At 51.3% G+C, this 14,162-nt stretch carries 13 protein-coding genes; 12 read left to right on the top strand and 1 reads right to left on the bottom strand.

Annotated elements, in window-relative coordinates:
* The first annotated feature begins 4 nt into the window (after positions 1-4).
* The 12 genes from hisD to amrS all read left to right on the top strand — a co-directional run bounded on the left by hisD (position 5) and on the right by amrS (position 13,348).
* Positions 5-1,306: a histidinol dehydrogenase gene (gene hisD, locus Ga0123461_RS10205; RefSeq protein ID WP_100278239.1), complete on the top strand. Its 1,302-nt coding sequence runs from the start codon at positions 5-7 to the stop codon at positions 1,304-1,306.
* Complete coding sequence (hisC, locus tag Ga0123461_RS10200) at positions 1,303-2,337, top strand: histidinol-phosphate transaminase (protein ID WP_100278238.1); 1,035 nt, start codon at positions 1,303-1,305, stop codon at positions 2,335-2,337. The genes hisD and hisC overlap by 4 nt, the downstream gene beginning before the upstream one ends.
* Positions 2,334-2,921, top strand: coding sequence for an imidazoleglycerol-phosphate dehydratase HisB (gene hisB, locus Ga0123461_RS10195; protein ID WP_100278237.1), 588 nt, complete (start codon positions 2,334-2,336; stop codon positions 2,919-2,921). Before hisC ends, hisB begins: the two co-directional genes overlap by 4 nt.
* Before the next feature lie 150 nt (positions 2,922-3,071).
* On the top strand, positions 3,072-3,701 hold the full coding sequence (gene hisH, locus Ga0123461_RS10190) for an imidazole glycerol phosphate synthase subunit HisH (RefSeq protein WP_100278790.1): 630 nt from the start codon (positions 3,072-3,074) through the stop codon (positions 3,699-3,701).
* On the top strand, positions 3,689-4,429 hold the full coding sequence (gene hisA / locus Ga0123461_RS10185) for a 1-(5-phosphoribosyl)-5-[(5-phosphoribosylamino)methylideneamino]imidazole-4-carboxamide isomerase (protein WP_100278236.1): 741 nt from the start codon (positions 3,689-3,691) through the stop codon (positions 4,427-4,429). The genes hisH and hisA overlap by 13 nt, the downstream gene beginning before the upstream one ends.
* Entirely contained in the window at positions 4,429-5,187 is a 759-nt protein-coding gene (hisF, locus tag Ga0123461_RS10180) for an imidazole glycerol phosphate synthase subunit HisF (RefSeq protein WP_100278235.1), read from the top strand. Before hisA ends, hisF begins: the two co-directional genes overlap by 1 nt.
* A gap of 266 nt (positions 5,188-5,453) precedes the next feature.
* Entirely contained in the window at positions 5,454-5,984 is a 531-nt protein-coding gene (locus Ga0123461_RS10175) for a YfiR family protein (RefSeq protein ID WP_100278789.1), read from the top strand.
* Positions 5,977-8,664: a PAS domain S-box protein gene (locus tag Ga0123461_RS10170; RefSeq protein ID WP_100278234.1), complete on the top strand. Its 2,688-nt coding sequence runs from the start codon at positions 5,977-5,979 to the stop codon at positions 8,662-8,664. Before Ga0123461_RS10175 ends, Ga0123461_RS10170 begins: the two co-directional genes overlap by 8 nt.
* A gap of 90 nt (positions 8,665-8,754) precedes the next feature.
* Positions 8,755-10,794 (top strand): TonB-dependent receptor plug domain-containing protein, encoded by a 2,040-nt coding sequence (locus Ga0123461_RS10165; protein WP_100278233.1) that lies wholly within the window; start codon positions 8,755-8,757, stop codon positions 10,792-10,794.
* Between the two features lie 97 nt (positions 10,795-10,891).
* Positions 10,892-11,698, top strand: a complete 807-nt coding sequence (amrB, locus tag Ga0123461_RS10160; RefSeq protein ID WP_100278232.1) for an AmmeMemoRadiSam system protein B — start codon at positions 10,892-10,894, stop codon at positions 11,696-11,698.
* The gene (amrA, locus tag Ga0123461_RS10155) at positions 11,691-12,269 is read left to right on the top strand and encodes an AmmeMemoRadiSam system protein A (protein ID WP_100278231.1); all 579 of its coding nucleotides are present in this window, start codon (positions 11,691-11,693) and stop codon (positions 12,267-12,269) included. Before amrB ends, amrA begins: the two co-directional genes overlap by 8 nt.
* On the top strand, positions 12,266-13,348 hold the full coding sequence (gene amrS / locus Ga0123461_RS10150; protein ID WP_100278230.1) for an AmmeMemoRadiSam system radical SAM enzyme: 1,083 nt from the start codon (positions 12,266-12,268) through the stop codon (positions 13,346-13,348). The genes amrA and amrS overlap by 4 nt, the downstream gene beginning before the upstream one ends.
* Positions 13,349-13,356: 8 nt before the next feature.
* Here amrS and Ga0123461_RS10145 read toward each other — a convergent pair whose 3' ends face one another.
* Positions 13,357-14,079, bottom strand: coding sequence for a competence/damage-inducible protein A (locus Ga0123461_RS10145; protein ID WP_100278229.1), 723 nt, complete (start codon positions 14,077-14,079; stop codon positions 13,357-13,359).
* Positions 14,080-14,162 lie beyond the last annotated feature (83 nt).

Below are 14,162 nucleotides of genomic sequence, written 5' to 3'. Positions count from 1 at the left end.
AGATATGAGTAACATTCTTCGACTTGATTCGCAGCAGGAAGGTTTTGCAGAAAAACTGGATGCACTGCTTTGTCGCGAGGCCGATACCGGCGCTGACGTACAGGACCTTGTGGCGGGCATTCTCGCCGACGTTAAAAAGCGCGGTAATGCTGCACTGTGTGACTACACCGAACGCTTTGATGGCTGGGCCTGTACGGGTGAAACCATTGAGATCAGCCGCGAGCGCATGCAAGAGGCGTGGAACAGTGTCTCCGATATGGATCGTGAATCACTGCAGATGGCAACCGACCGTATCCGCGCCTACCACGAACGTCAGCACCAGGATGACTGGGAGTATACCGATGAGGTTGGCATGACACTTGGCCAGCGCATTACCCCGCTGGATCGTGTTGGCCTCTATGTGCCCGGTGGCAAGGCTGCTTACCCATCGTCGGTGCTGATGAATGCCGTGCCTGCCGTAGTTGCAGGTGTGAAAGAGATTGTCATGGTGGTTCCGACACCCGGTGGTGAGATCAATGAACTGGTTCTGGCGGCGGCATATGTTTCCGGCGTACAGCGCGGGTTTGCCGTTGGTGGTGCACAGGCTGTGGCCGCATTGGCCTACGGCACAGAGACTATTCCTGCCGTCGATAAAATCGTCGGTCCGGGCAATAAGTTTGTGGCAGCAGCCAAGCGACAGGTGTTTGGCACTTGTGGTATCGATATGATTGCAGGTCCATCCGAGATCGTGGTTGTTGCCGATGGTGGTAACCCGGCATGGATTGCGGCTGATTTCCTCTCTCAGGCAGAGCATGACGAGGCAGCCCAAAGCATTCTGGTCTCCACTGATGCACACCTGTTGACTCAGGTGGCCAGCGCGATTGAGGCGCACCTGCAGGTGTTGCCGCGTGCCAAGATTGCACGTGCTTCTGTTGAGACCCATGGAGCCCTGATCCTTGTGCAGAACTGGGATGAAGCTGCGGACGTGGTCAACACGATTGCGCCTGAGCATCTTGAGCTGGCACTGGAAAACCCGGACGAGATACTACCGAAGATCAGGCATGCAGGCGCAATTTTTATCGGCCACTTTGTGCCCGAAGCTTTGGGTGATTACATCGCCGGGCCGAACCATGTGCTGCCAACTAACCGTACGGCACGCTTCTCTTCTCCGCTGGGTCTCTATGATTTCCAGAAGCGCAGTAGTGTTATTCGCGCTACCCGTGCAGCTGTGGAAGCGATTGGCCCTGCCGCCGCACACCTAGCCCACCGCGAAGGGCTGCAGGCGCACGCCCTGACACTCGAATTGCGCTTGAAAGATAAATCATGATTAGAGGCGACATCAAAGCCCTGTCGGCATATCACGTGCCTGATAGCAGCGGCATGATCAAACTCGATGCCATGGAAAACCCGTTTTCCATGGCGGACAACCTGCGTAAAGAGTGGGCTAAACGCCTGGCTGAAGTGAATATTAACCGCTATCCGGACGCCGAGATGCTCAATCTTCGTAAAAAGATTGCCAAGCATGAGGGTGTAGAGCCTGAGCAGGTGCTACTCGGTAACGGCTCGGATGAAATCATTCAGATGATACTGATTGCCACTGTGCCTGGAACCTGTGTGGTGCCGGGGCCGACGTTCGTGATGTATAATCTGGTGTCGCAGTGGTTGAAGCGCCCTGTTGCCACCGTGCCTCTGGCTGAAGATTTCACCATGAATGAGGAGCATTTTCTGCAGGTGTGTGCGCGTGAAAAGGCTGAAGTTGCTTTTCTGGCCTGTCCGAACAACCCGACCGGCAATCTGTGGCGGCAGGAGAGGGTTGAGAAAATTGCCAGAGGTATGAGTGGCATGCTGGTGATTGATGAGGCTTATGGCCCATTCTCTGAGCGCACGCATAACTACCTTATCGCTCCGAATGTGATGGTTCTGAAAACCTTCTCCAAGGTGGGTTGGGCCGGTTTGCGCATGGGTTATCTGCTCGGTGATGCCGAGGTGATTGCGCAGCTGAATAAGGTGCGCATGCCCTATAATATCAATGCCCTGACACAGGCTTCAGCTGAGTTCCTGCTTGACCACTTTGATGTGTTTGAAGCTCAGGTTGCAGAGCTTCGTGATGAGCGCGAACGCATGGCTGAAGCGTTGGCTGAGTTTGATGGAATTCAGGTCTTCCCTTCACAGGCTAATTTCCTTCTGGTTAGGGTGTCTGATGCGACTCGTGTGTTCGAATCGCTCAAGAAGGCAGGGATTTTAATTAAGAATATGCATGCTTCTGATAGGCTTCTTGTCAATTGCCTGCGTATTACCATTGGCAGCAGAGATGAAAACAGTGCGCTACTGGCCGCACTTCGGGAGATTCAGTTATGAGTCGAAATGCATCGATTGAACGCGCAACTAAAGAGACATCGATCAAGTTGAGTCTTGATCTGGATGGAACAGGCAGTGCGGAACTTAACTCTTCAATTCCATTTCTTGATCACATGTTGGAGCAGATCGCCCGTCATGGCCTGATCGACTTAACCGTGGATGCCAAAGGTGATCGCGAGATTGATGATCACCACACAGTTGAAGATATCGGCATCTGTTTGGGTGAGGCATTGCGTGATGCAATAGGCAGTAAGGCCGGTATTGTGCGCTATGGTCATGCTTATGTGCCGCTGGATGAGGCGCTTTCCCGTGTTGTGCTCGATTTTTCTGGCCGCCCAGGGCTTGAGTATAATATCGACTTCCCGAAAGAGACGGTCGGTGGCTTTGATATCGACCTGTTCAAGGAGTTTTTTCAGGCTGTGAGTAATCATGGCCGTATTACGCTGCACATCGATGCCATTCGTGGTGATAATAACCACCACATCATTGAGACCGTATTCAAGGCATTCGGTCGCGCTCTGCGTATGGCTGTAGAGTCGGATCCTCGCCAGTCAGGCATCCCTAGCACTAAGGGCGCCCTGTGATTTGTTTACCCGGCCTTTGCCATCCATGGCTTCGGCCTTAAATCGCTCTGCAAGAGCGTGGTCTTGCTTCGCTTACGGGCTCGCAAGGCTCTCCCGCCCCACGTCGTGTGGCGTTTGAAATAGCTTCTTAAAGTAGGTATGGAACAGAACATGATCGGTTTAGTAAATTATGGCATGGGTAACCTGCATTCGGTGGCCAAAGCGCTGGAGAAAGCCGGCGGTGACGTCGAGCTGGTTTCTGATGCTGAATCACTGAAAAACTATGATCGCATTGTACTGCCAGGCGTGGGTGCATTCCGCGACTGCATCGGGGCACTGAAAGAGAGCGGTATGGATGCTGCAATCAAGGCTGAAATTGCAGCCGGTAAACCGTTTCTTGGGATCTGTCTTGGTATGCAGGTGTTGATGGACCAGTCGCTTGAGTTTGGCCGCCACAAGGGTCTCGGGTTGATTCCCGGGATTGTCACCCATTTTCCTGAGGATCATGCGGCACGCGGTTTTAAGATTCCGCATATGGGCTGGAACGATGTGATCTTTTCATCTGAGAAACCACAGCACCCGGTACTGTCACCGCTGGCAGGTAAACAGGTCTACTATGTTCACTCCTACTGCTGCATGCCTGAAAATCCCGATCATCTGCTGGCTGCCTGTTCCTATGGTAATTACCCGTTTGCAGCAGCAGTCGGTCGCGACAATATTGTGGCCGTGCAGTTTCACCCGGAAAAAAGCCAGAGCGCAGGCCTGGCACTGATGGAGGCATTCCTGCAATGGAATCCGTAAATAGTTTTGAATTAATTCCCGCAATAGACCTGAAAGGGGGGCACTGTGTGCGCCTAAAGCAGGGGCGTATGGATGACGCAACCGTCTACGGTGATGATCCAGGCGCAATGGCCGCTCACTGGCAGTCTCTCGGTGCCAAGCGCTTGCACGTGGTTGATCTTGACGGTGCTTTTGCTGGCAAACCAGCCAACCGTGAAGCGATCCGTGCGATCTGTTCCGAGCTGCACATTCCTGTGCAGCTCGGCGGTGGCCTGCGTGACCTTGCTATGATTGAAGGAACGCTGAATCTCGGCGTGAACCGGGTGATTCTGGGTTCTATTGCCGTGGCCAACCCGTCACTGGTGGAGGCGGCGTGCAAGGCATTTCCCGGCCAGATCTGTGTCGGAATCGATGCCAAGGGTGGCATGGTAGCTGTGCACGGTTGGGACGATGTTACTGATGTTACGGCCATAGATCTGGCTCGCAAGTTTGAAGATGCCGGTGTGGCATCGATTATTTATACCGATATTGCCCGCGATGGCATGATGACGGGCCCCAATATTGAGGAGACGGTGAATCTGGCGCGTGCGATCTCAATTCCGGTGATTGTCTCCGGAGGCGTGTCAAAAATGGATGACGTAACTGCCTGTGCTAAGTTTGTAAACGATGGTATCTGCGGTGCAATCACCGGTCGTGCCATCTACGAAAACAGCATTGATTTCGCTGAAGCGATGCGAGTGCTTGGCTGATGCTAAGTAAACGCATTATTCCCTGCCTTGATGTGGCGCACGGGCGTGTGGTCAAAGGTGTTCAGTTTGTTGATATCATTGATGCTGGAGACCCGGTTGAGGCTGCAATAAAATACGATCAGCAGGGTGCTGATGAGCTGACCTTTCTCGATATCCGTGCCAGTCACGAAAGCCGCGATACGCTTTACCACATGGTTACCGAGGTGGCGGAGCACGTGTTTATGCCGCTTACCGTTGGCGGTGGCGTGAAGGCGCTCTCCGATATTGAAAACCTGCTGCATGCCGGTGCCGATAAGGTCTCGATCAATACTGCGGCGATATTTACACCCGAACTGGTGAAAGAGGCTGCAGAGCGTTTCGGTTCTTCAACGATTGTTGTGGCGGTTGATGCCAAGAGCGTGGATGACCACTGGGAGTGTTTCACCCATGGCGGCAGAAAACCAACGGGCATTAATGCCGTAGAGTGGGCCAAACGCATGTCCGATTATGGTGCGGGTGAAATCCTGCTGACCAGCATGGATGCCGATGGCACCAAAAACGGTTACGACATTCCGCTGACGCGTGCGGTTTCCGATGCGATCAGTGCCAATGTCGTGGCATCCGGTGGCGTAGGCTCGCTGGAGCATTTGGCTGAAGGGTTGAAAGAGGGGCATGCCGATGCGGTGCTTGCCGCTTCGATATTCCATTTCGGCACCTATACCATTGCCGAAGCCAAGGGCTATCTCGCCAGTCAGGGCATACCGGTTCGGCAGGCATAGTTTTCTGAGTTTGGGTTTTATTTTCTTTCAACTATAGTAACGAGGCAGAGAGCCTCTGGATACGGATAGATTTAGTGCTCTGTGATGCACAGCGATGTTACGTTGAAGGAGCTCACGGTGGCTATATCTAAAATCAGATTAAGCATTGTACTTCGCAACTCCAATGCTTTTTAGTGACCTGACTCAGGCCGCGTTAAAAGGCTCGCTGATTGTTTGATCTGCGCAACATAACTTTTCCCCGGCTTGTCTACGGTCTTCTGGGACTTGTGCTGCTTTCTGTTTGCGCTGCGCATTCATCTTTCTCCGCTGAGCGAGTCAGGGCAGGTGCAAGTGACCTGAAGTCAGCCTATATCTTTAACTTTATCCGTTTTACAGAGTGGCCTGAGTTAGCCAATGCATCGCGATCGCGAGGGTCAGCTGTCAGGCTTAATGTTCTCAATGACTCTGAGGTTCATTCCATCATGCAGTCAATCGCGAACAAAGCGGTAGCCAAACAGATTGGCTTAAGTGTTGAATCGTGTTCAAAAGATTCCTGTGTTCAGGGTGCTTCAGCACTGTTTATCGGAAAATCAGATAGTGGTGATTATCAACGGCTACTCAAGTTAGCAGCTGGCCGCCCTGTTCTCACCATTTCAGACATTCCCGGCTTTGCCAAGCAGGGCGGAATGATCGAAATTAAATATCACAACAAAAAACTTACCTTTGTCGTCAACGTGCAGGCCGTAAAGCACGCTGGGCTCTATATCAGCGCGCAACTTCTGCAATTGGGTGAGATTGTTGGGAGGGATAATGAATAGAAAGTCTTCTACTTCTATCCAACATCAGCTCCAGCTCTTTTTCGTATTAACGCTTGGATTCACCGTTCTGATTATGGGTGGCGTGTGGATCGGTTATAACCAGGTGTTGCTCGAGAAGGAGGCTGAACGGGTGCTGATTGTTGAGAGTGACATCATCGGTGCTGCAGCCAGGCCCGCTTTGATGTTCAACGATCAGCGCATGGCAGGTGAGCTGTTGCGAACCATGCGATTCGACCCGGACGTCTCTCTGGTGAAATTGTTCACTAATGATGGCAATAGTCTGTTCACCTACGCTGCAGAAGACGACACTGCAGTCAGAGGAGAAGAGGTTGCTTTCCAGGCTAGCCAGAGTAGTTCTTTTTCTGATGGCAGACTACGTCTGTTCAGGGTTATTGCGCATAAAGGCGAGCCCGTAGGTGTGATCTACCTGGAGTCCCGGCTCAATCACCTGAAAGAGAGCCAGTATGCCGGCTTGATCACAGTGGTTGTGGTGATGGCAGGCTGTCTCATGCTGGGGCTTATGCTGGCATCCAGACTACAGAAAAAAATCGCTACCCCTATCAGTTCACTGGCGCAGCTAATGCGAGAGATGGGGGAAGGTCGTGATTATTCGCTAAGGGTTGATAGCAGGTCATATAACAGGGAGACCGAAGATCTTCTGGTTGGCTTTAACCAGATGGCCGAAGAGGTTCAGAATAGTTTCAATACCATTGAAGAGAAGCACAAACAGCTGAAAGAGAGCGAGCAGCGCTTTCGCAATATTGTCGAGCTTGCTCCGATGCCTGTCGTGATCAGCCGGCAAAGTGACGGTCAGGTGCTGTTCTATAACGGTGCGGCAGCCCAATTACTAGGTATTGATATTCATGCAACAGAAGACGTTCATACGCTGGACTTTTACCGACATCCGGAAGACCGGCCGAAACTGCTTAAGAAACTGATGGATACAGGTTCATTTGTTGGCTTGGAGATGGCGGCTGTAAGAAGGGACGGTGCACCGTTGTGGATTTCGCTCTCTATGAGCCAGATAACATTTGAAGGAGAAGCTGCGCTGTTTAGTGCTTTTGTTGATATTACAGATCAGAAGAGAATCGAGAAGAGATTGGAAGAGCAGGTTTCTGAAAGGACGCAGGAACTCAGGCAGACCCGGGATGAGTTGCAATCAACACTGGATAACATGCTTGATACCTACTACCGCCTATCCTCAGATGGAGTAGTTGTCTGGGCTTCGAACTCTGTCCACTCTCTGCTCGGCTATTCAGCTGAACAGGTGACCGGCATGCCATTGGAAGCGCTTTGGGTTGATGGCTGTGACTTTTCTCTGGCCGCAGCTGCTTTGGCAGAAACTGATGGTGTGTTGATGAATCATAAGGTTCAGCTGAAGCATAAGGATGGCTTTGAACTGTGGACCTCTATATCTGCTCATCTGATCATGGATCAACAGCAGAAGGTGGTTGGGATAGAGGGTGTGATTCGTGATATCACCTTGCTGGTTCAGGCTGAGGAGCGGAAGCAGGCTTTGGAGGAGACTATGGCTCACGTGCAACGGCTTGAGTCACTCGGTGTACTGGCTGGTGGTATCGCTCACGATTTTAATAATATTCTGGCCGGGATAATGGGTAATGCCGAGTTGGCCGAGTTGAATGTTTTGGAGAATCTTCCGGTAGATAAGGAGTTGAAAAACATTGTAACCAGTAGCCTTCGGGCTGCTGACCTGTGCACGCAGATGCTGGCCTATTCCGGCCAGGGGGCATGCCTGCGAAGCGATGTGAATATGACAGCGCTTGTTGAGGAGACCATTCAGCTGATTGATGTGTCGGTTTCTAAAAACATCTCTTTGAAACTTGAGTTGCCCAACACATTGCCCGAGGTATATGCGGACAAAACACAGATGCAGCAAGTTGTAATGAACCTGGTGACCAATGCAGCTGAAAGCATAGGTAAAGATAGACAGGGCAGTATAACCATTGTTGCTGACCTGATTCAGGCTGGTAGCGAAGATCTGCGAAGTGGGTTTATTGAAGAGAGGCGAGAGCCCGGCGCCTATATCCTGTTTGAAGTGGTTGATAACGGATGTGGTATGGATGAAGAGACGATGGATAAAATGTTTGATCCATTCTTTACCACTAAGTTTACCGGGCGGGGTTTGGGAATGAGTGCTGTGCTGGGAATTGTTCGTTCGCATGATGGGGTTATTCAGGTGGACAGTGAAAAAGGAAAAGGGTCACGTTTCAGGGTGTTGCTGCCAGTAAGTGATCATGCAGCAACTACGCATTTAAATGAAAATGCGGAGGGAGCAAATCTTCCGGAAAGCGGAATCACGGTTCTCGTGGTTGATGATGAAGTTATGGTTAGAAGCGTTGTCGAACGATTGTTGAATAAGTTGGGCTGCAAGGTGCTTCTGGCACCTGATGGGGAACAGGGCTTTAATACCTACATGTGCCACAGAGAAGAGATTGACCTAGTTCTTCTGGATATGACCATGCCCAGAATGGGGGGCAAGGAAACACTGGAGCGGCTGCGAGGGGTAGATGCAGCGCTGCCGGTATTTATATGCAGCGGTTATAGCAATGAGAGTATTTCAGGACAGTTTGAGACGGTTCAGCCGAACGGTGTTCTACAGAAGCCGTTTACAATGAAGGCCTTAAATAAGGCGATGAGCAGCTGGACTCAAAAGGGGTAGTGCTGTTTTGTTATCGGAATGGTAGGGCAATAAGAACTTGTCAAACTGATTGATTTGGCTAATGCTTAAGGCACCTTGTGGGGAGGGGAAATGGATCTCAATATGTATTGCTGGAAGCGGCTGCTTGGATCGCTGTTATTGTTGGTGGCAGTTTCCTGCTCACTGCCCGCGGCGGCAGAGCGCTATACTACCGACGACCTTCTCTCCATGAACATTGAAGAGCTTGTTAATGTAAAAGTAACAACACTGTCCAAGCGTGAAGAGAGATATATGTCGACGGCCGGAGCCGTGTTTGTTATCTCTAACGATGATATACGGCGGTCTGGTGTGCGCAGTATTCCAGATGCACTACGGCTGGCTCCGGGTCTGCAGGTTTCACAGACCAACGCCAATCAGTTTCAGATTGGAATTCGCGGCCAGACCGATTTCTGGACCGACCTTCTATTGGTAATGGTCGATGGCCGTCCTATCTATAACACTACATTCTCAGGTGTCTGGTGGGTGGCTCAGAACTACCCTCTTGAAGAGATAGAACGCATTGAAGTGGTGCGTGGCCCTGGAGGCGCAATCTGGGGTTCCAATGCCGTGAATGGCGTGATCAATATCATTACTAAACACGCCGGAGCTGCTCAGGGGCTGCGTGTTACTGCCGGTACAGGCACTGAAGAAACCGGCTTTGGTAATATCAGCTACGGTGCCAAGACCGGCAACCTTGATTACAGATTATATACTATGCGTGAGACCCGCGATGGCGGTTTGTCTTTAAATGGGACCACTGATGCATATGACTTTAGACGCATGAAGCAGCATGGATTCCGCCTTGACTGGCAGGCTGATGCAGCAACCAATATTTCACTGCATGGCGATGCCTATCAGATTCATAGTGGGCAGCTTGGTTACTGGATGCCGAATCCGACACCTCTGAATTTTATTGATCTATCTAACAGCGATAATGGATACAGTGGTAAGAACCTTGTGCTCCGCATGGAGAAGGAACTTGTTCCACATGTCAGCCTCAAGGGGCAGCTGTTTTACGACCAGTATAAAGTGCATACGAGAATCATTCGCGAGAAAAAAGAGACGTTTGATGCCGATTTTCAGGTCGATTTCAGCGATGTGCTGAATCAAAATATCTCTTTAGGCACGAACCTGCGCAAGCTGCGTTCCCATTTTGATAATACGCCACAGTTTCAGATGCCATCACGCACCACTGGCCTGACCTCCTTTTTCATCAATGATGAACTTTCTCTTTTCGATGGTCATTTTCGTATTATTGGTGGCGTAAAAATGGAGAAAAACTCCTACACCAAGTGGGAGCCTCAACCGAGTATTCGAGCCATTGCCTCTGATGATAACTGGGCTGTTTGGGCCTCTGCATCGAAATCAGCACGTACGCCAAATGATATGGAGAATGGCTTGGTGTGGAATCGCAAAGCTTCCGGCTGCTGGACTTCACCAGTGACAAGAGTGGCCTGCCTGGTTAGGCAGATTGGCGATGGAAGGGCGCAGACTGAGCATGTGAAGACATATGAAATTGGTGCCCGCGTACGTCCAACCGAGAAAAGCCTGATTGAGGTAGCAGCCTTCAAGACGATCTATAAGGGTGTTCCAGATACCTGGCAGGACAGAAATCTGGCCAACCCCCTTATACCACAGGCGATTGTGCCGGAGTACCTGACCAATGTGTTGAATGGCAAGGGTGATGGGTTCGAGGCAAGCTTTCGAATTGAAGCGAATCCTAACTTGACCTTCAAAGGCTCCTATACCTATCTGCATCAGAACTATGTTGATTATCCGATTGCTGATGGTGAAACACGGTGGACGGTAATTTCAAATAGGGAGCAGGATCCTAAGAGTAGATTCCATGCAGGGGTAAGTTGGAATCCTGTGAGAAGTCTGGAACTTGATGCAAACCTTTATTTTTACGGTCCTTTCCGAGACAACAACGTTACCGGCCATCACCGTTTGGATCTGCGTGCAGGCTGGAAGCCGTCAGATGAACTTGAAATCAGTTTTGTCGGGCAGGACTTAATGAATCTGAAGCATCGGGAGAACGAAGATAACTCGATGCAGTACTCATCCTTGATTCAGCAACGCTGGTACGTTCAGACTACATACCTGTACAAATAACTGAATGCTACTTGGGGCGGTAAAACTTAAACCTCTCTAAGGTGCCTTCACAGTTGCGGCTTTAGCTTCTAAACTAGAGTTGGTTACGGAGGTGAAGATGAGCGTTCGTCCCGCCGCAGTTGCAGGTCTGTTCTATCCGCTCGAAGTGGAAGAACTCACTGCCCAGATTTTCCAATCGTTGGCGATTGCCGAACGTGAGTTGCCTACCGGACTGCCTCTTCCCCGAGCGATCATTGTTCCCCATGCTGGATATGTTTATTCGGGGCTGACCGCAGCTTTTGCCTACCAATCTATCCGTGGAGCCCAGTTCAAGCGTGTTGTGTTGCTCGGCCCTGCACATCGGGTTGGCTTTTACGGTATGGCAGTTCCGGAGGTCGATAGATACCGGACGCCTCTGGGGGATATTCCCGTCGATCAGGACGCTGTTCGGCGCGCATTGGGTCATACCCAGGTTCAAGCCTTCGATGTGGCTCATGCAGAGGAGCACTCGCTGGAGGTGCAGCTGCCATTTCTGCAGACGGTGCTGGATGATTTCGAACTGCTTCCGATCTGTGTCGGCATGGTTGAGCCGCAGGCTGTCTCCGAGGTGATGGAGCCGTTCCTGCATGAAGAGGAGACGCTGATAGTGATCAGCTCTGACCTCTCCCATTTTCACGACTACCAGAGTGCCAATGCGATCGACGGTGTTACTGTTGATGCGATTCTGGCGCTCAATGGGCCACTTGATCATGAGCAGGCTTGTGGCGCGACCGGCATTAATGCTCTGTTGATTCTGGCTGAAAAATATGGGCTGCTGCCCCGTCTGCTCGATTGCCGAAACTCGGGCGATACGGCGGGAGATAAAATGCGCGTGGTCGGCTATGCTTCTATCGTATGGTTTGAGCAGGAGGTATTGAATGAGTGAATCGGTAAACAAGGGAAGAGTCCTGATTGGCATTGCCCGCGCCGAGATTGCAAAAAAACTGGCTGTTCCCTTTGATGAGCCAGCTGCTTCTGGTCAGGACTGGCTGGAAGAGCCAGCTGCTGCCTTTGTAACGCTTACGATAAACGGTGCTTTGCGTGGCTGTATCGGCTCGCTGGAGGCTCGCCGTTCAATGATCGATGATGTGCGCTCCAATGCCCGTGCAGCTGCATTTGAGGATCCCCGCTTTCCGCCGTTGAGTATGGAAGAATTCTCCAATGTGATGGTTGAGGTGTCCGTGCTTACGGAGTTGGAAGCGATGCATGCCTACACTGAGAATATTGCTATCTCCAAGCTGCGCCCCGGCATCGACGGGGTGGTATTCAAGTTCGGTATGTACAAGGCGACCTTCCTGCCGCAGGTGTGGGATCAGTTGCCTGATCCGGTTGATTTTCTGGGCCACCTGAAGGCGAAGGCAGGGCTTTCAGCTGAATTCTGGCATCCTGAGGTACTGCTGTTCAAATATCAGGTGAAGCGATACTGCGAAAAGGATCTATCTTCGGAAAGGCAATGATCACCACGCACTTCCCCGGACGTTACTGGCACAAGCTTGAGGATGGCCGCATTCAGTGCGATATCTGTCCGCGCGACTGCAAGCTTCACGATGGTCAGCGAGGACTCTGTTTCGTACGTAAGTGCGAAGACGAGAAGATCGTTTTGACGACCTACGGGCGTTCATCCGGCTTCTGTATCGATCCGATCGAGAAGAAGCCGCTCAACCATTTCTATCCCGGATCAAGCGTTCTCTCCTTCGGCACGGCAGGTTGTAATCTGGCCTGTAAATTCTGCCAGAACTGGGATATCTCCAAGTCGCGCGAGTTCGACAGGCTTTGTGATCAGGCCAGTCCTGAAGCGATTGCCAGAACTGCTGTTGAGTATGGCTGCAAGAGTGTCGCCTTTACCTATAACGACCCGGTGATCTTCCTTGAGTATGCGGTCGATGCAGCCAAAGCCTGCCATGACCTCAATGTCAAAACCGTAGCGGTGACGGCGGGATATATTCACGCGGAAGCAAGAAGGGAGTTCTTCAGCCATATCGATGCGGCCAATATTGATCTGAAAGCATTTACAGAGGACTTTTATCACAAGCTCTGCGTTGGCCATCTGAAACCGGTGCTAGATACGTTGAAATATCTTAAACATGAGACGGATGTCTGGTTTGAAATCACAACACTGTTGATTCAGGGGCATAACGACAGCGATGCGGAGTTGCGCGCTCTTGCCGACTGGGTTGCAGAAAACCTGGGTCCGGATGTGCCACTCCATTTCTCCGCATTTTATCCCGCGTGGAAAATGAATGATGTTGAACCGACCCCTCAGGCTACCCTGACGCGTGCCCGCAAGATCGGCATGGATGCAGGTCTGACCTATGTTTACACCGGTAATACCCACGATAAGAGGGGCGGTACGACGTTCTGTCCAAGTTGTGGAAGCCGATTGATTGTGCGTGACTGGTACGAAATTTCAGAGCACAGGCTCACAGATGAGGGACACTGCATTATGTGTGATATGAAAATCCCCGGGTGCTTTGATGCTTTCCACGACTGTTTCGGTGCCCGCCGGATCCCAGTTCAGATCCATTCGGAGGAGTGAACAGGTTGTTAATCCGTAATGCCCTCTATCATCAATGTAACTGCATCGGCGGCCTCTTTCAGCCGGCCTGGATTCTGACTGCTTAAACAGATTTTTCCGCAGGGATTAGGGCCGCAGCGGCCTGGGTAGGAGCCGATCTCGACATCATCAAACTGTGCCTGAATGGAAGAGAGTGGCTTGGCAAAGAGGCTTTCGGGAAGCTCCACTTCAATCTCAATGCGCTGGAAGGGACTATCACCAAACTGATCCAGAATTGAATCCAGCTGTGATTCAAAGATATATGGAACTCCGGCAAGAATGTAGACATTGCCGATGCGGGCACCTGGTGCGATCGTCTTTTCACAGCGGATTAGCTTGGAACCTTGCGGAACGCGGGTCATGCGGCGCCGACCCTCATTAAGGCCCTCTTCACCAAAGTGCTCAGTCATGGCCTGAACAATAAAGCTGTGTTCGATAAGTTCGACGTTAAACGCTGCTGCGATCGACTCCATGGTGATGTCATCATGGGTGGGACCAATACCACCGGAGGTGATGACTGCATCGAACTGCTCCCTCAGACGGTTGAGTGTCGAGATAATTGCTGCGTGCTCATCAGGAATAATAGCCACTTCACCAAGTTTGCAGCCGCATTCAAAAAACCTACCAGCAGCATAATAAGCATTGGCTTCACGGGTGCGCCCGGAGAGAACCTCATTACCAATGACCAGTATTGCTGCGGTTTGATGTTGCATGGTCATATCATAGATAGAGAGTTGAAAGATCGCCAGTACAAGAAAAAGGCGCGCCGGGCAGGCGCGCCTTTGGGCGTGTTGCA

This window comes from Mariprofundus aestuarium, assembly GCF_002795805.1.
Classification (GTDB): Bacteria; Pseudomonadota; Zetaproteobacteria; order Mariprofundales; family Mariprofundaceae; genus Mariprofundus; species Mariprofundus aestuarium.
The sequence above is the reverse complement of the archived record's forward strand: the minus strand, read 5'-3'. Positions and strand labels throughout refer to the sequence as shown.